This is a genomic window from Lentilactobacillus rapi DSM 19907 = JCM 15042 (assembly GCF_001436255.1).
In the GTDB taxonomy this organism is placed as follows: domain Bacteria; phylum Bacillota; class Bacilli; order Lactobacillales; family Lactobacillaceae; genus Lentilactobacillus; species Lentilactobacillus rapi.
The window spans coordinates 314,928-336,629 of the sequence record NZ_AZEI01000076.1; the positions used below are offsets into that span (position 1 = coordinate 314,928).

The 21,702-nt window shown below is 42.3% G+C and carries 23 protein-coding genes; 3 read left to right on the forward strand and 20 right to left on the reverse strand.

Annotated features, from left to right (window positions below):
- Positions 1–24 precede the first annotated feature (24 nt).
- From FD12_RS09685 to ccpA, 10 genes are all read right to left on the reverse strand, one after another.
- Entirely contained in the window at positions 25–1,398 is a 1,374-nt protein-coding gene (locus tag FD12_RS09685; RefSeq protein WP_056982886.1) for an amino acid permease, read from the reverse strand.
- An 85-nt stretch (positions 1,399–1,483) separates the two neighbouring features.
- Complete coding sequence (locus FD12_RS09690) at positions 1,484–2,683, reverse strand: acetate/propionate family kinase (RefSeq protein ID WP_056982888.1); 1,200 nt, start codon at positions 2,681–2,683, stop codon at positions 1,484–1,486.
- Positions 2,684–2,709: 26 nt separating this feature from the next.
- Positions 2,710–3,744, reverse strand: coding sequence for a class I SAM-dependent methyltransferase (locus FD12_RS09695; protein ID WP_225427240.1), 1,035 nt, complete (start codon positions 3,742–3,744; stop codon positions 2,710–2,712).
- Between the two features lie 299 nt (positions 3,745–4,043).
- On the reverse strand, positions 4,044–4,373 hold the full coding sequence (locus FD12_RS09700) for a ComGF family competence protein (protein ID WP_225427242.1): 330 nt from the start codon (positions 4,371–4,373) through the stop codon (positions 4,044–4,046).
- A 248-nt stretch (positions 4,374–4,621) separates the two neighbouring features.
- Positions 4,622–5,059 (reverse strand): hypothetical protein, encoded by a 438-nt coding sequence (locus tag FD12_RS09705; RefSeq protein WP_054746578.1) that lies wholly within the window; start codon positions 5,057–5,059, stop codon positions 4,622–4,624.
- A complete protein-coding gene (gene comGC / locus FD12_RS09710) occupies positions 5,043–5,357 on the reverse strand; it encodes a competence type IV pilus major pilin ComGC (RefSeq protein ID WP_056982891.1) in 315 nt (104 codons plus the stop codon). Before comGC ends, FD12_RS09705 begins: the two co-directional genes overlap by 17 nt.
- A 1-nt stretch (position 5,358) precedes the next feature.
- Entirely contained in the window at positions 5,359–6,420 is a 1,062-nt protein-coding gene (locus tag FD12_RS09715) for a type II secretion system F family protein (RefSeq protein WP_056982893.1), read from the reverse strand.
- Positions 6,350–7,321, reverse strand: a complete 972-nt coding sequence (gene comGA / locus FD12_RS09720) for a competence type IV pilus ATPase ComGA (protein WP_054746576.1) — start codon at positions 7,319–7,321, stop codon at positions 6,350–6,352. Before comGA ends, FD12_RS09715 begins: the two co-directional genes overlap by 71 nt.
- A gap of 105 nt (positions 7,322–7,426) precedes the next feature.
- Complete coding sequence (locus tag FD12_RS09725) at positions 7,427–8,161, reverse strand: YebC/PmpR family DNA-binding transcriptional regulator (protein WP_056982895.1); 735 nt, start codon at positions 8,159–8,161, stop codon at positions 7,427–7,429.
- Positions 8,162–8,320: 159 nt separating this feature from the next.
- Positions 8,321–9,322, reverse strand: coding sequence for a catabolite control protein A (ccpA, locus tag FD12_RS09730; RefSeq protein WP_054746575.1), 1,002 nt, complete (start codon positions 9,320–9,322; stop codon positions 8,321–8,323).
- Positions 9,323–9,528: 206 nt separating this feature from the next.
- Here ccpA and FD12_RS09735 point away from each other — a divergent pair, with 206 nt between their 5' ends.
- The gene (locus FD12_RS09735) at positions 9,529–10,629 is read left to right on the forward strand and encodes a M24 family metallopeptidase (RefSeq protein WP_054746574.1); all 1,101 of its coding nucleotides are present in this window, start codon (positions 9,529–9,531) and stop codon (positions 10,627–10,629) included.
- A 255-nt stretch (positions 10,630–10,884) separates the two neighbouring features.
- On the opposite strand, the gene FD12_RS09740 is transcribed toward FD12_RS09735, so the two are convergent.
- Positions 10,885–11,361 carry a YtxH domain-containing protein gene (locus FD12_RS09740; protein WP_056982897.1) on the reverse strand — a complete coding sequence of 159 codons (477 nt, stop codon included), beginning with the start codon at positions 11,359–11,361 and terminating at the stop codon, positions 10,885–10,887.
- A 17-nt stretch (positions 11,362–11,378) separates the two neighbouring features.
- Complete coding sequence (locus FD12_RS09745) at positions 11,379–11,798, reverse strand: DUF948 domain-containing protein (RefSeq protein WP_054746573.1); 420 nt, start codon at positions 11,796–11,798, stop codon at positions 11,379–11,381.
- A gap of 143 nt (positions 11,799–11,941) precedes the next feature.
- Here FD12_RS09745 and FD12_RS09750 point away from each other — a divergent pair, with 143 nt between their 5' ends.
- Positions 11,942–12,826, forward strand: coding sequence for a mechanosensitive ion channel family protein (locus FD12_RS09750; protein WP_054746572.1), 885 nt, complete (start codon positions 11,942–11,944; stop codon positions 12,824–12,826).
- A 414-nt stretch (positions 12,827–13,240) separates the two neighbouring features.
- Here FD12_RS09750 and FD12_RS09755 read toward each other — a convergent pair whose 3' ends face one another.
- From FD12_RS09755 to FD12_RS09765, 3 genes are read right to left on the reverse strand one after another with little or no spacing between them, the layout of a single operon-like run.
- The gene (locus tag FD12_RS09755; RefSeq protein ID WP_056982898.1) at positions 13,241–14,095 is read right to left on the reverse strand and encodes a lysophospholipid acyltransferase family protein; all 855 of its coding nucleotides are present in this window, start codon (positions 14,093–14,095) and stop codon (positions 13,241–13,243) included.
- Positions 14,092–15,042 (reverse strand): glycosyltransferase family 8 protein, encoded by a 951-nt coding sequence (locus tag FD12_RS09760; RefSeq protein ID WP_054746571.1) that lies wholly within the window; start codon positions 15,040–15,042, stop codon positions 14,092–14,094. Before FD12_RS09760 ends, FD12_RS09755 begins: the two co-directional genes overlap by 4 nt.
- Before the next feature lie 18 nt (positions 15,043–15,060).
- Positions 15,061–15,843: a 1-acyl-sn-glycerol-3-phosphate acyltransferase gene (locus tag FD12_RS09765; RefSeq protein ID WP_056982901.1), complete on the reverse strand. Its 783-nt coding sequence runs from the start codon at positions 15,841–15,843 to the stop codon at positions 15,061–15,063.
- 205 nt (positions 15,844–16,048) lie between these two features.
- Between FD12_RS09765 and FD12_RS09770 the strand changes: the two genes are divergently transcribed.
- Complete coding sequence (locus tag FD12_RS09770) at positions 16,049–17,812, forward strand: ABC transporter ATP-binding protein (RefSeq protein WP_056982902.1); 1,764 nt, start codon at positions 16,049–16,051, stop codon at positions 17,810–17,812.
- A 59-nt stretch (positions 17,813–17,871) separates the two neighbouring features.
- Here FD12_RS09770 and FD12_RS09775 read toward each other — a convergent pair whose 3' ends face one another.
- The 5 genes from FD12_RS09775 to murI form a co-directional block, all read right to left on the reverse strand.
- Complete coding sequence (locus tag FD12_RS09775) at positions 17,872–18,747, reverse strand: glycosyltransferase (protein ID WP_082622234.1); 876 nt, start codon at positions 18,745–18,747, stop codon at positions 17,872–17,874.
- A 370-nt stretch (positions 18,748–19,117) separates the two neighbouring features.
- Positions 19,118–19,633 carry a cyclic-di-AMP-binding protein CbpB gene (cbpB, locus tag FD12_RS09780; RefSeq protein ID WP_056982904.1) on the reverse strand — a complete coding sequence of 172 codons (516 nt, stop codon included), beginning with the start codon at positions 19,631–19,633 and terminating at the stop codon, positions 19,118–19,120.
- 20 nt (positions 19,634–19,653) lie between these two features.
- Positions 19,654–20,169 carry a metallophosphoesterase gene (locus FD12_RS09785; RefSeq protein WP_054746569.1) on the reverse strand — a complete coding sequence of 172 codons (516 nt, stop codon included), beginning with the start codon at positions 20,167–20,169 and terminating at the stop codon, positions 19,654–19,656.
- Positions 20,166–20,765 carry an XTP/dITP diphosphatase gene (locus tag FD12_RS09790; protein WP_054746568.1) on the reverse strand — a complete coding sequence of 200 codons (600 nt, stop codon included), beginning with the start codon at positions 20,763–20,765 and terminating at the stop codon, positions 20,166–20,168. Before FD12_RS09790 ends, FD12_RS09785 begins: the two co-directional genes overlap by 4 nt.
- Positions 20,766–20,781: 16 nt before the next feature.
- Entirely contained in the window at positions 20,782–21,552 is a 771-nt protein-coding gene (gene murI, locus FD12_RS09795; protein WP_056983136.1) for a glutamate racemase, read from the reverse strand.
- Positions 21,553–21,702 lie beyond the last annotated feature (150 nt).

The following is a 21,702-nucleotide window of genomic DNA, read 5'->3' on the forward strand; positions in this document are numbered from 1 at the left end:
AGCAAAATGAAGTAATTAAAAAGTTTAGCTTTCCTTTGCTCGATCTGATATTGCTTTTACAACAAACAATGCTCCAAGCCAAATAATCGACCCAATGAGGGCAATCAGGGTGTCTGTTTTGAGGAGTAGCACAAAGCCAACAAAGACCAGGAATGCCAACACAAAGTAATCCGAAATTGGAAAAAGTGGCATTTTAAACTTCAGTTCAGAATGCTTGCCACTGCGTTTAACTTCGTGTCGGTACTTAATGTGGGCAACAACAATCATTCCCCAAACAAATAAGAAACAAGTCGTTGCGACACTTGAAATGAAGCTGAACACATTTCCCGGCATCATAATGCTTAATAAAACAATGACGGCAATCACAGCAGTGGAAAACAGGATGGCGTTAAACGGAATCTGCCTTCTCGACAATTTTCCAACCCGCTGACTAAATTTTGATTTCCCGCCATAGGTTAGGGAAAATAACATTCGACCAGTTGTAAATAATGAACTATTGCAAGCCGAAATTGCTGCTGTCAGGACCACAAAGTTGATGATAACCGCTGCAGATTTGATTCCGACACCTGCAAACACCTGCACAAACGGGCTTGACACAGGTGAAACATGTTGCCAAGGGAAGATACTCATCAGTGCTAACAAAGATCCAATATAGAACAATAACACTCGGGTAGGCACTTCGTTGATACTTTTAGGAATCGTGACGGTCGGGTCCTGAGTCTCAGAAGCGGTCATGCCAATCATTTCAATCCCAGCAAAACTAAATAACACCATCTGAAATGATAACACGAAGCCTTTAATTCCTTTTGCAAAAATCCCACCGTCGATAACGTTGCTGAGAGATGCGTGACCATATGGTGTCTTAAAATGGACAGCAACCAAAATAATGCCAACCAAAATCAATGCCACAATTGCCACAATTTTAACGATAGCCAGCCAGAATTCAGTCTCGCCAAATGCAGAAACGGCAATAATGTTAATGATAAATAAAATTGTCAGCAACACTAATCCGGTCAACCAAATTGGTATTTTTGGAAACCAGAATTGAACATAAAGCCCTGAGGCAGTCACCTCGGCCATTGCAATGGAAATCCAGCACATCCAATATGTCCAACCAATTGCAAAACCAATTTTATCACCGAGGTACTTCTCAATAAAAAATACGAACGAGTTGCTGCTTAAGTCAGACAGTAGCAGTTCACCCAGCGCTCTCATTAGCAGAAAACACGCCAACCCGGCAATCATATATGCCAGCATAATTGACGGTCCAGCCAAATGAATGGATTGACCGGCACCTAAGAATAGTCCAGTTCCAATCGTCCCTCCCAGCGCAATTAACTGCACGTGTCGATTCTTGAGCCCCCGAGATAATTGTTGATCATTCTGCTGATCGGTCAATGAGTTGCCTCCTTTTTAAAAGAAAAGCCGTGATGCAATATCACGGCCAAATACTTTTTGAACCTTTTTAAATCCGTTACTAAATCTATTTTTGAGCTTGACGTAATCTTTCGATATCTCGGACGATCATCAACTCTTCATCAGTTGGAATCAACAAAGTTTTAACTTTTGAGCCTTCTGCTGAAAGATCGCGTTCAACGCCACGAATATCATTCTTTTTTGGATCAACTTTAATGCCAAAGTAATCCAATTTGTCAGCAACTTCTTGGCGAATCATAATATCGTTTTCACCAATTCCGGCTGTGTAGACCAGTGCATCAATCCCATCCATTTCAGCAATGTAACTACCGATGTAACGAATGATTCGATTCTTGAAGATTTCACGAGCCAGCATTGCCCGATGGTTTGTATGCATGACACCTTCAATTTCACGCATATCTGCAGAAACGCCAGAAACACCAACTAAGCCGGACTTATGGTTCAAAATATCAACCATTTCATCCATATCCTTGATACCAGCCTTATCCATCACATACTGAAGTGCTGATGGGTCAACGTCTCCTGAACGAGTTGCCATTGTGATCCCAGCAACAGGTGAGAAGCCCATTGACGTATCAAATGATTTACCATCTTTAATCGCATCAATTGAGGCGCCGGCACCTAAATGAAGGACAACCAGCTTAAGGTCTTCAAGTGGTTTGTTCAACATTTTAGCTGCTCGTTGAGAAACATAACGATAACTGGTACCGTGAGCGCCATATTTACGTACTTGGAACTTTTGGTAATATTCATAAGGCAAACTGTACATGTAGTTAACTTCTGGCAGTGTCGTATGGAATGACGTATCAAATACTGCAACACTGATGACGTTGGGCAAGATCTTCTTGAAGGCTTTAATCCCCAGCAAATTAGCAGGTTCATGTAACGGCGCGAAGTCGGTCAATGATTCAATTTTCTTCATTACATCGTCATCAATCACAACTGAATCAGGGAATAATTCACCACCAGCAACAATTCGATGGCCAACTCCGGTAATTTCGTTATAATCCTTGATAATCTTCAAACTTAGTAATTTGTCTAAAACAAGCTGAATGGCCTCTTCATGGTTCGCAATGTCTTCAGTGTCTTTAAACTTTTTACCATCGCCATATTTAATTGATACTTCTGATGAGCCAAGGCCAATTCGGTCAATGGCACCACTTGATAAAACTTTTTCTTCGGGCATTTGGAATAACTTGTACTTAAGTGTTGAACTACCAGCGTTAATTGCGATTGATTTTCCCATAACGATAAATTTGCTCCTCTAATATTTTATTTAAGATCTTTTTCTTCCCAAGCGTCAATTTCAGTTAGAAATTTGGCAAATGCTTGTTGGTCCTTGAATGACGGGAATTCTCCAAGCATAACCGGATCAGCTTGCTTAGCTTTTTCACCCGTGTTCTGTAAAATCAAGATTGCCTTTTGAGCGGCTGCATTCTGGAATAACTCACTTGGCAAGTTAAGTAGGCCTTGTAAATAAATCCTGCCCTGCATCCATTTTAGCAGCTGCTTGGCTTCATCCGTCTGAAAAAGTTGACTGGGAACCAAAAAGAACCCGAAGCCACCTTTTTTGACATGGTTCATTGCAAACTCAATCAACAAATGGTGAACGTATGAATGACCATTTTCAGAGTGAGTGGCAAATCCCTTGGCATTCTTATCAATTGGGTAATAACCAATTGGCAGGTCGCTAACGGCAACGTCAACCATGGGGGCCAGGACGTTTTGAACGGCATCTTCATGAAATAATTCGGCATGAATGTGTTGAAGTTCAAATGAGTCGGCGGCAAGTTCAAACATGGCATCATCGTTTTCGATTCCGGAAACCGTTGGCGTTAATGACAATGTATTGCTTAACTGGTTATTTAAAGCTGTTAGTAAATTTCCAGTCCCCATTGCGGGATCAAGCAAGCTGATCGATTCAGTACCCCGGAATATTCCGGAAATGATATAGCCGATCACGTTAGCAATCGTATCAGGGGTTATTTGGTAATTAGCCTGAACATTGTCAACCCGAATCGCTTTTAGAATAGCCATTTGAAGGCCCTTACGAAGTGTTTCAGAATCATATTCGCTTCGTTTAAATTCCGAACAAATATTGATTAACTTCTTTGCGTCGGCATCATTTAGCCCTGATTCCTCAGTATCCGGATCCTGAATCACGGCCAATGTTTCGATGAGTGAATCCAAGTAGGATTGATCCCTAGCTTTTTGAATCAGCTCGCTGGCTCGGTTCAAAATGTCAAAGAAACGTTCAATTTGTCCTTCTGTCAGAATGCTCAACTCCTTTTCACAATACTTGAACACTATTAAATACTACCAGAAAAGGCTTTAACAATTCAAGTAAGTTTACAAAAACACAAGGGTTGAAGTCAATAATCTTTCAATTCGCAAATAGATGAGGTTAATCGCGTTCTGCTTGGTGACTTTTTGCTGGCGGTTTGAGGTGCGACGGGTTATTGACCATTCGTTTATTTCGATAACTTTGCGTGATTTCATAAATCGTTGATATTTCTTTATTATAAGACACACATTGAAAAATTAAACATGTGAGTAAAATGCCTGTAAAAATGATTGCAACAACCGTCAATGATCCCTGACGGCCTTTATTTTTTACTGATTTTTGAATATGCATAACATGTTTGGTCGTTCGAAAAAGTAACGACTGTTTTAAGACACCCCCGATCACGTGACCACTTCACATCCTTAACAGCTGTTAATGCACGGATATGGCCCATTTTGACACCGGTTATTCTAATCATGTCGTCGTAAAGTTGCATCTGATATTTTTTCTTGGTGACTGGGCTATACATTCTGACATCTTTTGACCGCACGTTTTGCAATTCAAACTTAAACCGCTCAGATTCAAGGATTTGGACATATGAATAGAAATCAACCTGATGCCGGTTGCGGGTTTGGCCAACATATTTAATCATAACCACAACTGTCCAAACCGCGCAGATGCAGATCATTAAGCTCACTAAGCTTTCAATTAATAAATAGCCCTTCCGTTTCTTCCCCTTAATGATGAATTGTCCTCTCGTAATTTTTCCGTTCTACCACCATGACTCGCTGAGAATGATCAATATTTCGATTCATTTGCGTTGTGACGTGAATATAAAACAGGCTGAAAACCGAAATAATTGTTAACCCAATCAGTGAATCGATGGCAGTAAAGCCATTTCTAGTATATTGTTTTAAGACGATAACCACTCCATCCTAATTGAATTCGCTGTTGATATTTTTCCTGGCCATCCGTGGTGTACCAATGAATCGTTCGAGGGCTTTCAAAACCGTCATCCGCCACAGAAAATTGAACATGCTGCTTGAGTTCTAATGTACCAGGATAATCGATAGTTTTGCGTTTGATTCGCCGATCACCTGGAATAAAGACCATCCGATCACGATTGAAGTCAATTCGATAACCGGTATGATAAATTTGAGATTTAATGTTCATTTCATTCCAAGAATCTTCAACCGCTTCCCAGAAAATATTCTCCGCCGGATTGCCAACTTTAATCACTTTTGTCAATGCTAAATCTAGGAGCAAAACAGCCACGATGATACCCATATAAACAATCAACTCAATCATCGTAAACGCCGATTTATTTCGTGACTTCATTGTTTGCAATCTTCAGCCCTTCATCTTTAGCCTCTTTCACCTGTTTCTTGGTAAGATAGCCATCGCGACTTAATTCGGTAAAACCAACCGATTTAACAGTCGGATGCTGGCTGGTATAGGCATCTATCTGAGCCTGGACCACGGAACTCATGGCAGAGGTGTGCACAGATTGCGCATGTTTTCTCTGGTTGGTTAGGTTGGGAATAATAATCAAAATCAAGAGGGAAATAATGAACAACACGATCGTCATTTCAATTAGCGTAAAACCTGCTTTGGATTTCTTCAAAGTTTTTTTCATGTTAATACATTCCTTTCACTGAACTGTAAATTGGAACTAGCAGTTGGAAGTAAGTCGATACAATTGTGATGCCAATGATCATAAACATTGCGGGTTGAATGAAGCCAATCATTTTGTTGGTCGTCATAATCATTTCGTCAAACATTAATTTTGAGTACGCGGTCATTGAATTTGCCATTTCGGGGATCGTATTCCCGGAACTCATAAATTTCAGGATCTCTTTGGGGATGAATTGATGCTGATTGACAAGTTGCTGGATTGATTGGCCACCAACAATCGCTTCATTCAATTGCTGACCAAGTTCATACAATAACGAATGCGGATCAAACTCATTTAATGTGTGGTAAATTTCCTGCACACTTAGCCCGTTCTTAAGTAAGGTTGCCAAATTGCTGGCCAAATAATAAGCAATGTATCGGCGACAAAGCGGCCCGACAAGTGGCAACTTGACTAGTATCTGAGCCCGCTTGATGGCATTTTGTCGCCGCAAATGCAGCCAGAAAAGAATACCGCCCGCAACTACAATGATGCCGATGCATTTAATGATCATCGTTGTCGGGTTCTTGGTTTGACCGGCGTTAATACTTGGCATGAGTTGTTCAATTTGTGGGAAAACATACACGTGAATCATTGTGATCAGAATCAGCAAAATTAAGCATAAAAACAGCGGGTAAACCAGGATCGCGTGAATTTTTTTAAATTGCTTGAGCTTCAGCCGATCAAAGGTGGCCAGCTCGGCCAATACTTCACGTAATTGCCCATGTCTTTCAGCTATCAGCAATTGGTGATATGACTGGGCGTCAACCATCGACTTAATACTTTCTGAAAATGAATAACCATCTGTCAATTTTTGCTGGATTTCGATAACGCCGCTCGTCAATTGCTTATCAGTGTCAGCGATGAATCCCAACGCTTCTGTAAGTGAAAAGCCAATGTTTAACAAGTTGGCCAACGAATCAAAGAAATTCGCCTGAATGGTTGTATTCCATCGATTACCCCTGCCAATATTTTTGAACAGTTTGCTCGGATACCAACCCCGACTTTTCTGCTTGTTTGAGCTCATTCTGCCAGTCACTCCAATCATAGTTTGTCATCGACGTTAATTTGTCGAAATCATGGGCCACTAATAGAGCGCGTTGGTCCCCGCCAATTGTCGGCAACAGCCGCTGATAGGCAACTGCAGTCAATGCTTGAGAAATGAACTCATCATCAATTCCAAGCTGACTCAACCGTTGAATCACCCCAACTGGATCCTGAGCATGAACGGTTGTATATACCAAATGACCGCTCAGGGCGGCTTTAACCGCAGCTGCCGCTGTTTCCTGATCCCGAATTTCACCGATAATAAAAATATCTGGTCGATGCCGAAGACCGACCTTAATTAGATCGGCATAGTCCATCCCCGCGTCATGATTGACTTGCAACTGGAGAAAACGGGATTCCTTGATTTCAATTGGATCTTCAATCGTCATGACAAATTCATCTGAAACCAAGTCTTTCACAAGATTATAGATGGTCGTTGTCTTGCCAGACCCGGTTGGCCCTGAAAACACGACTAATCCCCGACGCTGACTTAACTCAGCAATTGTCCGAATCTGATGATCATTGACGAAAGTCCCTTTCACATCTGCTAAAGAGTAAATAATTCGAATCACCATTGACTCATCGTCATTGAAGTTGCCGACCGACGATAATCGGAGTGCGTATTTTGCATCGCCACTATGCCATTCCATTGCGCCCAATTGTGGCCGCCGCTGCTCGCTCAAAGCCATGTCTGCTAAATACTTGCAATAATTCATCATTCTCCGGGCCTTTAAGTACCTAACTTGATCCCACAAAGTCACCTCCTGTTGACTTCTAATTTTGACCTGATATTCACCGTTCATTGGCAGAAAATAGATATCACTTGCCTGTCTGGATACCGCATCAGATAAAAGTGCATCAATTTGTTGGCTAATTTCCATTTATTTCACCCCTTATTAGTTAAATACGGAGACTAAATGAAATTTATTTAGAAAATAAAAAAAGATGGCCAAAAATGGTCATCCTTGATTGGTTAAACTATTAAATTAGTTGCCCTCAGGTAATGTAGCGGCTTCATAGACATCCTGCACATCATCATTATCTTCAAGCTCATCGATCAAACCAGTGTATTGAGAAATCTTATCTTCCGGAACTTCGGTTGTGTTCTCTGGGAACATCCGGACTTCGGCCGTATCCAAATCATAGCCCTTCTTTTGAAGCGCATCTCGTACTTCGGGCATGGATTTGGGATCAGTGAAGATTTGATATTCTTCATCAGTAGAATTCATATCATCAGCACCGGCATCCAATGCGTCCATCAACATTGTATCTTCATCAGCATCAAGACCATCTCTAAGGATTACAATGTAACCCTTTCGATCAAACATGTATGAAACTGATCCGTTAGCACCAAGTGAGCCACCGTGATGAGTAAATGCGGAACGGACAGCAGCTGCCGTTCGGTTTTTATTATCAGTTAAAGCGGAAACCATGATTGCAGTTCCACCTGGGCCATAACCCTCGTAAGTAATTTCTTCAAATTTGGCTCCACCAACACCGGAAGCCTTATCAATTGCTCGTTGAACGTTGTCTTTAGGCATGTTAGCAGCACGAGCTTTTTCCATTACCAAACGCAGTTGAGGATTATTTTCGGGATCAGGATCACCTGCTTTAGCGGCTTGATACAAGTCACGTGATATTTTTTGGAAAATCTTTCCACGTTTAGCATCCTGGGCGTTTTTACGGCCCTGAATGTTATGCCATTTTGAATGTCCTGACATAATAACTCCTCTTTTCTAAATAGTTTACTAGTTTCAAACATACGACAACATCTTACCAGATACGTCCCAGCGTTTCAAGATTTTTCAATCGATCCACAAGCGGACGTTTTCTGTAAAATGAAACCATCTTCAATCAAACTGAGCGTACCGGAAGCGAGATTACTTTGTTGATTCACGCTTCATCAAACCATAAGGAAGCAAGACATTCTTCTCGTCAACTGGCTCGTTGTTCATTAACTTGGTTAACAAACGCATTGAAACCGCACCAATATCGTAAAGTGGCTGAGTAATTGACGACATTTTTGGTCGAACCATCTCAGTTAATTTTGTATCGTTACTGGTAATGATTTCGAATTGTTCAGGAACTTTAACGTCGGCATCTGACATGCCATTCATGATACCGGCAGCCAATTCATCATCAGTAACCATTGCTGCAGTGGCATTCACGGCCATTAATGCCGGTTGAAGCAAGGTGCCTGTCTTGTATGTATCATCAGTTTCAAACACCAGCTTATCATCATAAGCAATCCCGGCACTCTTTAAGGCCTGCTTGTATCCCTTCAAACGATACTTTCCATTAATTGCTTGATCAAGTGGCCCACAAACAAAGGCAACCCGCTTGTTCCCACGGTCGATTAAGTTCTTGACTTCTTCTTGAACGGCGGCAACGTAGTCAATGTTAACACTTGGGTTGTCTCCCTCATCATCAACAGATCCTGCCAAGACAATTGGTGTCTTAGTTCGTTTGAACTCTTCACGGAGCTTTTCAGTAATTTCGTTACCCATAAAGACAATGCCATCAACTTGCTTTGACAGTAAGGTATTGAGCACCTTGATTTCTTTTTCGCTGTTAGAATCCGAATTGGTCAAAATAATATTGTATTTATACATCGTTGCAACATCATCAATTCCACGTGCGAGTGAAGCAAAGTACATATTTGTCACATCTGGAACAATCACCCCAACCGTCGTGGTCTTTTTGCTTGCTAAGCCTCGTGCAACCGCATTTGGTCGATAGTCCAGCTTTTCGATCACGTCCAACACCTTTTTACGGGTGGCAGGCTTCACATTAGCGTTTCCATTCACTACTCTCGAGACAGTTGCCATTGATACGCTAGCTTCTCGGGCAACATCATAAATTGTAATCGTTTGTTTATCCATAAAGATAGCCCTTTCTTCCATGTCACAATCTGTTTTCATCGATTTTCAAAACACCATCTAATATAACAAATAAAAAGCCCGACGGCAATTTGAAAACGTTTTCAATTAAATCATAAACTAACATTTGTGAAAATTCAAGTGTAAGCGGAATTTTCTGCAGAATAGTTATGATATACTACTGGTAAAATATGAAGGAGTGGAACCCGATGAATAAAATAGAAAAAGTCCAACGTTGGCTTGCTGACAATAATGAAGATGTTGCCTTAATCAGCGATCCCAAAACAATCCAGTATCTGACTACTTTTTACAGTGATCCAGCTGAGCGGGTATTAATGTTGGTAGTCTTTAAGAATGATGATCCATTCTTATTTGGACCTGCATTGGAAACTGAAGCAATCAAAGATACCGGTTGGACAAGTCCGGTTTACGGCTACTTGGACCATGAAGACCCATGGAAAATGATTGCCGATCAAATTTCAGCCCGGCATGCTGACACCGAAAAGTTTGCGATTGAAAAGGCTCAGCTTTCCGTAGAACGGCTCGAAAACCTTCAACAGTTATTTCCAAACGGTGACTTTTCAGCAAACCTCACCCCGTTCATCGAGCGAATGCGGTTGATCAAGTCCGCTGACGAAATTGAAAAGCTTAAGATTGCCGGGAAATGGGATGATTTTGCCCTCCAAAAGGGATTTGAAGCTGTTCAGGCTGGCAAAACCGAAGACCAGGTTGCTGCCGTTCTCCAATACGCCTTGATGCAAAATGGTATCATGGAATTGAGTTTCCCTTCACTTGTTCAATCCGCTGCTCACGCGGCTGAACCTCATGGTGCTACCAGTGAAAAGAAGATTGAAAACAATAAATTAGTCCTATTTGATTTAGGAACAGTTTGGCAAGGATACATTAGTGACGCTTCTCGAACAATTGCGGTTGGCAAACCTGATGAAAAATCAATGGAGATCTATAAAGTTTGTCTGGAGGCACAACTCACGGCCCAAGCTGCAGTGAAACCCGGAGTTACCGCCGCCCAACTGGATAAGATTGCCCGTGACGTGATCGCCAAAGCCGGTTATGGCGAATACTTTATTCACAGATTGGGTCATGGAATGGGAATGAGCGAACATGAATTTCCATCTATCATGGAAGGTAATGATATGGAACTTCAACCAGGGATGTGTTTCTCAATCGAGCCCGGAATTTACATTCCAAACGTTGCCGGGGTCAGAATTGAAGACTGTGTCCATGTAACTGAAACAGGTTCTGAGCCATTTACTCACACCACGAAAGAATTAAGATACGTCGAAAAATAATTTTAAGCAGACTAAAAGCCCTCATCGATGAAAAATCGCTTGGAGGGCTTTTTTGAGTTGAAGTCGTTATGTTAGAAACGTAAAAAGTAGACACATTCGCTTTGCATTTCCTTGGCGGACCTTAAAATAAAAAGGATGACGCTCGACCACCTGGATAAGAGGAGTATGACACGATATCCTTTTACAAAGCCTTAGTACACTTCTGCTGAAAGCACCAACTTTAAATGGCACCCAGACAATGAATACAAGTTTGCTTTATTTTTCTGGAGCCCCATCACCATCCGGCTTTGCCGCGTCTGACGAAGCCGCATTATCTGTTGATGGTTCATCGCTTTCTTCATTCAAATCATCATCGGCACTTGGGATTCCTGAATTTTTAAAAGCTTCGGTCGCATCAACAACAATGTCATCTTGGCTCTTCTCAGCATTACCATCCTCAGTCTCTTGTTGATTATCAGTGAAAGTCTTAGCTTTCTCTGAGAACTTTGAAGAAGCGTCCTTGACGTTACCCTTTGCCTGGTCCATCTCGTCTTTTAAAACATCTTTAAAATCACTCATCGCGTCATTTGCGTAAAACGCATAATCAACTGCCCGATCTCGCAATTCGTCTGATTTTTCACGCAAATTTTTCTTCATACGATTCTTTTTATCTTCATCTAATTTTTGATAGGCTGCATATAATCCAGCACCTAACAATCCGGCGAAAATTCCGCTTGCAAGTTTTTTACCCATATGAACAACCTCCTTATTTATTCTGTTGGATGATTCTTAGAGTGGCGATGGTTACGATACATATTCCAAGCAGATTTGCCAAACTTGCCAGCAATTCCAGCCGTGACACCCTTTTTACCGGTTTCTTTAACTTTTCCAGTCAGATTCTGAGTGGCCTTGTTAAGACTTGAAACGCTCTCACCTAAATCTGCAGCTGCTTGAAAAACAGGGGTTACAATATTTAATTTGTCGTTTACGTCTTTGACCAGACTATTGGATGTGGCCATGATTTTATCCGTCTGTTTGGTAATCACATCGACGTTGCTGGTCATGGAACGGATCGACGAATTCACTTCAGACATGGTTTTGCTGACCTTCATTAAGAACAAACCGATAAATAGTACGAGTAATAAAAACGCAATTGCGGCGATCAATCCCGCGATCTGTCCAACTGTCATCAAGATTCCTCCTTGTGCAACAATTTACTTAAGAATAGCATTACCATCAGGGTTTGACAATGAAATTGTTTTTCATGACACCTGTTTCAATTAACGGATTGATTTGCTAATATGTACTTATATCAAAGAATTGAGGAACCAAAATGTTAAAAATAGTTAGTCCGATCATTTTATCAATTAATTGGAAACATTACGTCAACTTATTCGATTGGCAACAACTTCTCGTCCAAGTGAGCGAAAAAATTGGCGTCGTTTTATTATTAACACTTCTGATGTTAATTTGTCGCCGGCTTGGCAAAACAATCATTAACCATTTCTTTAAACGTTACCGGGAAAAATATCAGAATACAGTGACTGAAAAACGGATCAAAACATTTCACACTCTCACGATGAATATTTTGGTCTATTGCTTATGGTTCTTTTGGATCTACTCAGTCTTATCCGCTATCGGGGTTCCCGTGGGTACATTGATTGCGAGTGCCGGTGTCTTTAGCTTGGCAATTGGTCTTGGTGCTCAGGGCTTTGTGACCGACATTGTCAGCGGGTTCTTCATCCTGCTTGAAAAGCAAATTGAAGTTGGGGAATATGTCCAGATTAACGCTATCCGAGGAACAATCAGCTCAGTTGGTCTGCGTACCACTCAAATTGTTGCCGACGATGGGACCCTCACGTTCATTCCTAATCGAACCATCACGACAATCTCCAACATGTCTCGCAATAACATGACCGCAATGATTCAAGTGGCAATTCTCCCGGAAACCCCTATTGATAAAGTGATTCAGATTATCAATCAAATTAACGCTAAAGAGATTAAGAACTATCCAGATATTATTGGCCAACCGAAAGTGATTGGAACAGTCAATTTACCCAATGGAAAATTAGTTGTGCAAGTTAATATCACAACGAAAAACGGCGCCCAATATCAAATATCCCACGACTTCTTAGCAAAGTACCTTTCAGAGTTAAACAAAAATGGAATAACGCTTCCTAGCAGTCCGGTAGTGATGCCGGGAAACTCGCCCAAGTAAAATTGGTGGAAACATCACCGTACGCTTGCTAATTTGAAAAGAGAGACTCAGCCTAACGCTGGATCTAGCTGCTCAGTAATATAAGAGCTGAACTTTCTGGTATTGATGACACTCATCAATGCCTTTTTTAGTCAAAACAAGTTAGAATGTCACCATCCCAGTTGCCTGATTTAAGTGTTTAATCAAAAATCAAAGTGAGGTATTGGGCTGTTCCAAATTAATCATCTTCGAATAATCCATTAAAAGGACTTATCCCAAAAGATAAAGAGGGGCTGAGACATTAGTCGGCAAAGGTTTTAAAACATGAAGCACGGTTCATCAGAATTAAATTGATTCATATCTCAATACAAAAAAACATCACCTTTCAGTGATGCAGATGAATCTCTGTCAATTTTGTTAATAACGTTAGAATGGCTAACCATAATGACCGGCGATATCTTGATTTTCAAATGCCGGTCGAAACGGTCGCTTGTAGGCTGCTTCGTATGCGGTCATTTTTTGCTGTTCGTCAATACGTCGCATTTTGTCGGCAACCTCCCGCGGCGTGCCCGACTGCTGATCGGGAAAGATGGGCGGTAATATATGAAATGTAAAATCAATTCCGTGAGGATCATTTTTCGTCGGAGCGTCAACCATTGAGACAAAGCAGGACACAATGGGAACGTTGAGTTTAACTGCATAGTAGTATGCCCCACGCTCAGCTGGTCGCGGTTTGCGATAATTAAACCACATCTCCCGCTCTGGATATATTAAGATTGACTGCTGATGCGAAAGGGCCTGCTTTAGAAGGCTGATGAATTCGTGACCCATGTACTCAATGCTGTCACTAATTGGGATAGTGTCCGCATAGGTCATCAAGAAGCCCAACATCCCGCTCATCTTTAGATTGGTAAGCTCGACGACAATTGCCAGATCAGGCTGCTTTAACGCAGAACGGACCAGCAGGCTATCAATGGGGCTAAAATGATTGCAGGTAATAATTGCCGGCCAACTGATATTGGTAAGATTTTCAGCCCCTCTCACCTTCATATCAGCCGCCGCCATATTTGCTGCCACGTTCATCATCGATCGTGCCTCAGCTCCTCGCCACTGGTATCGGTGGGTTTGGCGCAACGCAAGATAAGTCTTGAGAACCTCGTGCTGCTGATCAAGATTTAGAACAGGATCATGAATTTCCACTTTATCATTGAAATGGCCGCGGTTGGCATTGGCTTCAATATTGGCAATCACCTTATCGCGATCACCAAGTTTTACTGGTGTAAAAGTCATAGCGCAATTTTTACTCCTTGTTTTGAAATCGCCGCAAATGTCACCGGCGTCTTGATAATATTAACTGCCAACGCAATTAAATCTCGTTGATTTTTCTGATCACGTTCGGTTTGCTCAGGCGTCATCTGGGTAAGGTCATGTTTAAGTTCTGAATAAAAGCTGGTCTGCTTGGCATAATGCCAGAAATAATCTTGCCGGGGTACATCGGCATATCGCCATGGTTTAGCAAATAAATTATAATGAATCAGTCGTGGCTTGACCGTTTGTGGGGTCGTGATCTGAACATTCCACGAAGAATCAAGATAGCAAATTCGTTTTCTGGCAATGGCGTTCATATAATCCTGGTCTGGAGCCAAACTCTTAAAATAATAGCGATTAAGAAGATTAAGAAAATGATCAGCGAAGTGACACTCTCGCATTTCCTTCAAGTTCATCAGTAGGACCCCCGAGTTAACGTATTTCTGGGAATCAATGCCGACCGCCTGATTGGCATAATCAATTGTTTCTGGAGTATGACCGATGAAATAGTCCGGAACCGCGCCAATTAAATTAGATCGTAACGAGATGTCGTACAACTTTGCGACGTCATCCAGAATTACCGTGTCGGCGTCTAAATAGAGCGCCTTATCCAAATCTGGAAACAATTCAGCGATAAATAGTCGGAAATAAATCGTAAATGTAAAATAGTCGCTGCGCAATTTATTACCATGATCATCAATTGCGCGTTTTAACTGGGCATTAATTGTCACAAAGCTGATTGCCACGTTGGCTTGCTGGTAGGTTTTTAACAATTCTTGATTTGCTGTATTCAAATTATCACAGAGAATAATAAGGTGATACTGACGGGATGGATCGGTGTGGGCTGTCAATGACTTTATCGCCACAGCCAAATACGCCGCGTAGTTATCATCGACCGCAAAGAACACTGGAATTTCTGATGATGACATTTATTTTCCCCCTCTAATTTACTCTGATGAATCCGACCGCCGCTGATATTTCGCATACTGAACGTTGCTTTGACGGCTGCGAACAATCATCGCATGACGAACTTCATCGTGTAATTTTTCCTGGCGGACTTTTCTGGGCAGTGCCGAATCAGGATAAAACGGACCGTCGAAGTAGATAATCATTCGTGGTTTGGTAAATCCCCTTCGCTGCTGATAAGTTGCCGTCATGGCATAACTGGCCACGTTGGCTGACACCGGATAGTGAAACGCCCCGTTTGGAAACGGCCGAATCCCTGTGTAGTAAGGCCAAACGTGAGCCTCCGGATAAACGAAGATACGCTGGTGCTGCTTGAGGCGAACCGTCATCGCCCGTTGGAATTGCATCATCTGTGACAATTTAGCCGGCAAAATCAACGCCCCGCCCATCGTCAGCATTTTTCCAACGATTGGAATTCCTAAGTTAGCAGCTTCAGCGATGGTGTATGCCCGGCGAGGAAGGGCCGCCAACATTGGGATAAAGACGTCACCCAGCGGTTGAGTGTGGTTTGCAAAAACGAACGCCCCCTGTTTCCCTTGAGTGCGCAGACAACGTTTGTTTTGAAAGGTCACGTGTAAAAACAAACGACAATAGATCGTCGCAAAGCCAACGCACAACCCGGACACAATCGTTGAAGATAGTCGATAAACCCAATTCGTATGTAACCAAATAAATCCCGGTGGAATTGAAGCTTCTTGATGCTTAGTAAAAACGACATCATCATCCCAATTCCGGTAATAATACGTTTTCCCTGGGCGCCCCATTCAATCATCCCCACTTCGAAAAATGAATCCCATACAGAACCCATTTTAATTGATAAGTCATTCACATGCCAATAATGGGTTCATTTTAGCATAGCTGTACTCAAAATACCGACATTTTCGTGAAATTGTTGTGTAATTGGAAACAGCTATGCTAGGATACTTAAGTTAACTCCTTTATTAAATTAATCATTCGAGGCCGTTGGTCATGCAAAAACATCACTCAACAAAATTTAATTTTAAATCATTTATCCAACTTATCAACCAAATTCATCCCCGCTATTGGCAGCTCATTTGCGGGTTCTTGCTTGGCGTCCTAGCAACTGGCATGCAGTTAGCAGTGCCGATGTTGGCCAAAACAATTATCAATTCAATTGGCCATGCCATCAATCATGGCTTGGTGATCGGCGTTACCGGGTTGTTCATTGCCAGCACAATAATCGGCGCCGTTTCCGGCAGTATTCTTGGGTTCTTTGGTGAAGACGTCGTATACAAGCTCCGGGCCCGGCTTTGGCAAAAAATTTTGAATCTGCCAGTTGCCTATTTTGATCAAACCAAGTCTGGTGAATTAACGTCCCGATTGGTCAATGACTCCACCCAGGTTAAGGAGCTGCTGGCTAATTCCGTGCCACGTACTGCCACGTCGACAATTCAATTGGTTGGCGCCTTGATCCTGATGCTGATCATGGACTGGCGGATGACGTTAATTATGTTTATCGCCGTTCCGCTGGTTCTTGTCGGCCTCTTGCCAATCATCCGCGCGTCTCACAAGATTGCCCGGGCGCGCCAGGATGCCTTGGCAGACTTAAACGGAAAAGCTGGTGAAATGTTAAGCGAGATCCGGCTTGTCAAATCATCCACTGCCGAGCCCTTTGAACAAAAGGCCGGCAACAGCCAAATGGCCAGACTCTATCACATCGGGTTACGTGAAGCAATTTATGATTCAATTGCCGGCCCGGTTATGGGAATGATCATGATGGCAATGGTGATCGGCGTATTAGCTTACGGAGCAATTCGGGTTCGTCAAGGCGCTATTGATATTGGTACATTATTTTCATTTCTGATGTATCTGGTCCAGCTCATTGGGCCTTTCACGGTTCTTGGCCAATTTATGACTGACGTGGCTAAGGCCAGCGGGTCGACAACCCGGATCCAGTCACTGCTTCGTGTTGTCGAAGAAGACCCGCATGTTGGTCTTACCACAAACATTTCCGGTAAGACTCTCAGAATGAATGCGGTTAGTTTTTCATACCAGCCAAACAAACCAATCCTTCACGATGTGTCATTTGAAGCCGCACCGAACTCGGTAATTGCATTTGCCGGGCCGTCTGGGGGCGGAAAATCAACCATCTTTAGCCTTCTTGAGCGCTTTTATGAACCAGACAGTGGATCAATCACAATCGGTGAAACCCCCGTTAACTCGCTCAAGCTTGCCGACTGGCGCAGCCAAATTGGCTTAGTCGGCCAGGACGCCGCCATTATGTCGGGGACGATTCGCTATAATCTAACCTATGGCCTTCCTGGTTCATTTTCCGATGACCAATTGTGGACCGTTCTCAAGATGGCTTATGCCACTGACTTCATAAAAGCCATGCCCCAACAACTCGATACCGAAGTCGGCGAACGCGGAATCAAAGTTTCCGGTGGTCAGCGGCAGCGCATCGCCATTGCCCGGGCATTTCTCAGGGATCCCAAAATTCTCATGCTGGATGAAGCCACCGCTAGTTTGGATTCCGAATCAGAAATGATGGTCCAACACGCCCTTGATAAGTTGATGGTCAACCGAACAACCTTGGTGATTGCTCACCGACTCAGTACGATTACCGATGCCAACGAAATTTACTTCATTGAGGACGGCCAAGTGAGCGGGCATGGCACTCACCAGCAATTGGTCGCCACCCATCCCTTATACCGGGAATACGTTCAAAATCAATTTTCCACCGATAAAAAGCCATTACAACTTCAAACATAAAAGGCAACCAGATTAACGTTTTCCAATTTCGGAATTGTTAATCGAATTGCCTTTTTGATTTATTGATTCAATTTACCAGCCGATGACGAATTTGCCGGAATAGAAGCCTCGTCATTCAATTCTTCGACAACGTTCTGGTATTCCGCCAAAATATCATCATAAATGTGTAGGTGGAGTTTTGCGTGCATCTCATCAACATCCCAGGGTTTGACGGACACGGTATGAATAATCGGCCAAAACGACCAGCGGGTGGAGAAATGTTGAAACACCGTGTCAATTTGCACATCCTGCTGCTCATTATAGCGTTCAGAGGCTAACCGCTTATGGTGCGCCAGCTTATTAATCGCTGACTGGTCAGGCATAATCATTGGTCGTCGGCGGCAATAGTCACGGCAGCGTTTAAATAATCCGTCAGTCCGAATCGCCTTCAGATTAAGCAACAGCACTCCTGAATTTACGTAGTCAAAGAGCTGCCATTCGTGGTGGAAGAACCACCGACCGTAATGGTCAAGCACACCCACAAATTCGGTATTTTCCAATGACTGATGGTAAAACGATTCAAACGACTGCCGACAAACGACATCGGCATCCAGATAAAGAATCCGGTCAGAAAATTCCGGAATTAAGTCACTGTACAGCCGTAACATGCTATATGGTGTAAACAAAGTGTTGATATTCGCACTTGGTGGGTCGGCGTTAAATAGCGCAGTCATGTCAATTTTAGTCACTGAGTGGGCCGAATTCTTGCGTTTGGCAATTTGATCCAACACTGTGACATGCTTATCAGTTAGCGCGGAAAACTGCCGATGCCGATTCTGCAACGTACCGGTTAAAATAAAGATTCGCAATGGTTCTTGAGCATGCTTAGTGAGTGATAAGATTGATATAATCAACCCATCAAGCATGCGGTCGTCCCCACAATATAGAATATCCACACCGTTTCATCCTTCCCCCAAACAATCATTTCATTGAAAAGTGTGACATATTTGATCATAAATGGCAACCAGACATAACAGAAAATGAGGCGCTAAAAACAAGAAAAGGGGGGCAAAGGCAATTTGATCCCAGAATCCAAATAAAAACAATGCATTCTAGTTTTGAATGACATTGTTTTTTGACATAGATAGCGGATATCAGCTATTTATCACAAGTTTTATCAATATAAGAATAGAGGACGAATTTGCATTTCTAAATGCTTTTCCAACGAGCGTCTTCGCCTCTGGCTTTATTAAATCTTAAGACCGGTTAACTTTCCCATTGCTAACCAACTATTCATTTTGTGGAAAGTCCTGATGAACACTTGATTTACGAACTACTCACGCTAGTCTTGTGATCGGTCTTTTTATTGGCCTGCATGTACACAGGTAAAGCAATGTAATGCTTTGAAAAATTATGGGCAAGGTAATTAAGTTCCTTGAAAATTTCCCGCCGCGTAATAATTCCCTTAAATTCATTATTACCATCAACATAAGGCAGAAAGTTTTCATCTTCCAAATAACGAAGAATAGCCTCTAAATTATCCCGCTCGTAAATTGTCGGCACTTCTTTTTGCATGACCTCTTTGACTTTCATTGTCTCTAGTGGTCGGGTTGTAATACCGGTGTCTTGCAGCATTTGTTCCGCAATCATCGACAAAGATACCAATCCCTTAAAATGATTATGATTATCCAGAACTGGAATCTTGGCATATTTAATTTTTGTGAGTACGAGGAAAACGTGTTGAAGATTATTATCTTCGTTAACCGTTGCAACTAAATCTGCAGGGATCAGAATATCCCGCTTACTTTCCCTCATTACAGTTTCGATTGGCTTATCAATCATTGATGAACAAGGTCTCCTTTTTATTTAGTGAACGTGAAATGTAAGTCCTTAACAGGGGTTAATTGACGGTCATAATACTGGACATCATACTGATTCTGATCCGCAGATAAAACTGCGTAAGTCCCGCCAATTGATGCATATTTACCCCGTGGATATGAAATGCTGCCGGGATTCAGTAATAAGATCCCATCATCTTGGGTGACACCAAGTTGATGCGTGTGACCAAACAATGCAATGGTGGCTTGCTTGCTCCTTGCAAATAACTCTAAGGTAAGTAATCCGCCATTCACATTTTGGAGATGTCCGTGGGTAAGTAAAACCACCTCATCCCCAATCGTCACAGTTTCATCAGTTGCAAAAGAACTCGCATCCATATTGCCAACAACAATATGGAGTTTTGCAACTAATGGATCATCTGCCTGAAACTCGGAATCCCCACAATGGAAAATTCCATCAACCTTTCCGGCATACCGATCCACGATCTTTTCAATAATCTGACGATCACCATGATTATCACTGACAACGACAATTTTCATTGATCCCACAACCCTTGTAGTTTGTTAATCATGTTTCGAATGGCCCGGCCACGATGACTGATCATATTCTTATCATGAGTTGTCATCTCAGCCATGGTCTGTTGCTTTTCCGGAACATAGAAGAGCGGATCATAGCCGAAGTCGTTATCACCACGAGGAGCGCTCAGAATCTGCCCGTTCACTCGTCCAGCGGCTTCAACTTTGTCGCCTTCTGGAGTTAAATATATCAGAACTGATTCAAAATAGGCATCCCGATTGGATTTATTTTGCATTTCTTTAAGAAGTTTAGCGTTATTAGCTGCGTCATCATGATCGCCAGCATAGCGAGCTGAATGAACACCCGGGTCGCCATTCAATGATTTGACAACCAAGCCAGAATCATCGGCAATCACCGCTTGGCCAGTGTACTTCATAATTGCCTGAGCTTTGAGCGTTGCGTTTTCAGCAAATGTGGTGCCGGTTTCTTCAACGTCTGGTGCGTCTGGAAAATGCTTGAGTGATTTGACAATAATTCCCGTGTCCTTGAAAGCATCTTCAAATTCGATAATTTTGTGATCGTTCTTGGAAACAATCACAATTTGATCTGGTTGTTTCAAGTTATGAGCATCCCTTTCAGATATCTAAGTGATCAGCAACAACTTTTTTATTTAATAAATTTTCAGCAATCTTTGCAAATTCAGCTGGATTACCGGTAGTATGAAACTGGTTAGCGATGTTAGCAGCACCAGCCGATAGTTGTTGGTGCTTGTTCAAATACTCTGCGACTTTTTGAGCAGTGGCTATCCCTGGATCCACCAGTGACACCTGCTGGCCAACGACGTTTTGAATTTCTTGACTCAAAACTGGAAAATGGGTACATCCCATGACCAGTGTGTCAATCGGCAAATCACTAAAATAGGCTAACCGATTGTTAACGGCGACCTGAGCAGCTTGCGTTCCAGCCAGCCCTTGCTCAACCATCGTCACAAATTCAGGACAACCCAAAGCGTAAACGTGACTTTCCGGATTTAAATTTGTGATAATTCGTTGATAGTCTCCTGATCGAACGGTCCCATTTGTCGCAATCACACCAATCTGACCAGTAGCTGAAGTTTTAACAGCCGATTCACTCCCCGGGGCAATGACGCCAATCACAGGGATTGGTAAAATCTGCTGAAGATATTCCAGCGAAGCGGCGGTTGATGTATTGCAAGCAATGACAAATAATTTAACGTTTTGGGTCAACATATAGTCAGCAATCCGTTTTGTTAATGCTTTGACCGTTGCTGAACTTTTTTGCCCATACGGTAAATTGGCTTGATCGCCAACAAAGATGTACGATTCATTTGGAAGTATTTTGACAATTTGGCGGAGGACAGTTAAACCACCAACCCCCGAATCCATCACGCCAATTGGGCGATTATCCACCTGAATTCCTTCTTCCTTTATTGCTAATATCATTATCTTGCAAGCAATTAAGATATTCAACTAACAAAACAGACTTAGTAAATATATTGTATAATAACTTTATTACATTTTGCATTGATGGAGATT

What these genes read in the sequence shown, in the direction of transcription:
- FD12_RS09690 (WP_056982888.1), bottom strand. Translation starts at nt 2,683, where the DNA reads ATGGGAAAATCAATCGCAATTAACGCTGGTAGTTCAACACTTAAGTAC.
- FD12_RS09700 (WP_225427242.1), bottom strand. Translation starts at nt 4,373, where the DNA reads ATGATTAAATATGTTGGCCAAACCCGCAACCGGCATCAGGTTGATTTC.
- FD12_RS09705 (WP_054746578.1), bottom strand. Translation starts at nt 5,059, where the DNA reads ATGAAGTCACGAAATAAATCGGCGTTTACGATGATTGAGTTGATTGTT.
- comGC (WP_056982891.1), bottom strand. Translation starts at nt 5,357, where the DNA reads ATGAAAAAAACTTTGAAGAAATCCAAAGCAGGTTTTACGCTAATTGAA.
- FD12_RS09715 (WP_056982893.1), bottom strand. Translation starts at nt 6,420, where the DNA reads ATGAGCTCAAACAAGCAGAAAAGTCGGGGTTGGTATCCGAGCAAACTG.
- comGA (WP_054746576.1), bottom strand. Translation starts at nt 7,321, where the DNA reads ATGGAAATTAGCCAACAAATTGATGCACTTTTATCTGATGCGGTATCC.
- FD12_RS09725 (WP_056982895.1), bottom strand. Translation starts at nt 8,161, where the DNA reads ATGTCAGGACATTCAAAATGGCATAACATTCAGGGCCGTAAAAACGCC.
- ccpA (WP_054746575.1), bottom strand. Translation starts at nt 9,322, where the DNA reads ATGGATAAACAAACGATTACAATTTATGATGTTGCCCGAGAAGCTAGC.
- FD12_RS09735 (WP_054746574.1), top strand. Translation starts at nt 9,529, where the DNA reads ATGAATAAAATAGAAAAAGTCCAACGTTGGCTTGCTGACAATAATGAA.
- FD12_RS09740 (WP_056982897.1), bottom strand. Translation starts at nt 11,361, where the DNA reads ATGGGTAAAAAACTTGCAAGCGGAATTTTCGCCGGATTGTTAGGTGCT.
- FD12_RS09745 (WP_054746573.1), bottom strand. Translation starts at nt 11,798, where the DNA reads ATGACAGTTGGACAGATCGCGGGATTGATCGCCGCAATTGCGTTTTTA.
- FD12_RS09750 (WP_054746572.1), top strand. Translation starts at nt 11,942, where the DNA reads ATGTTAAAAATAGTTAGTCCGATCATTTTATCAATTAATTGGAAACAT.
- FD12_RS09755 (WP_056982898.1), bottom strand. Translation starts at nt 14,095, where the DNA reads ATGACTTTTACACCAGTAAAACTTGGTGATCGCGATAAGGTGATTGCC.
- FD12_RS09760 (WP_054746571.1), bottom strand. Translation starts at nt 15,042, where the DNA reads ATGTCATCATCAGAAATTCCAGTGTTCTTTGCGGTCGATGATAACTAC.
- FD12_RS09765 (WP_056982901.1), bottom strand. Translation starts at nt 15,843, where the DNA reads ATGGGGCGCCCAGGGAAAACGTATTATTACCGGAATTGGGATGATGAT.
- FD12_RS09770 (WP_056982902.1), top strand. Translation starts at nt 16,049, where the DNA reads ATGCAAAAACATCACTCAACAAAATTTAATTTTAAATCATTTATCCAA.
- cbpB (WP_056982904.1), bottom strand. Translation starts at nt 19,633, where the DNA reads ATGATTGATAAGCCAATCGAAACTGTAATGAGGGAAAGTAAGCGGGAT.
- FD12_RS09785 (WP_054746569.1), bottom strand. Translation starts at nt 20,169, where the DNA reads ATGAAAATTGTCGTTGTCAGTGATAATCATGGTGATCGTCAGATTATT.
- murI (WP_056983136.1), bottom strand. Translation starts at nt 21,552, where the DNA reads ATGGATTCGGGGGTTGGTGGTTTAACTGTCCTCCGCCAAATTGTCAAA.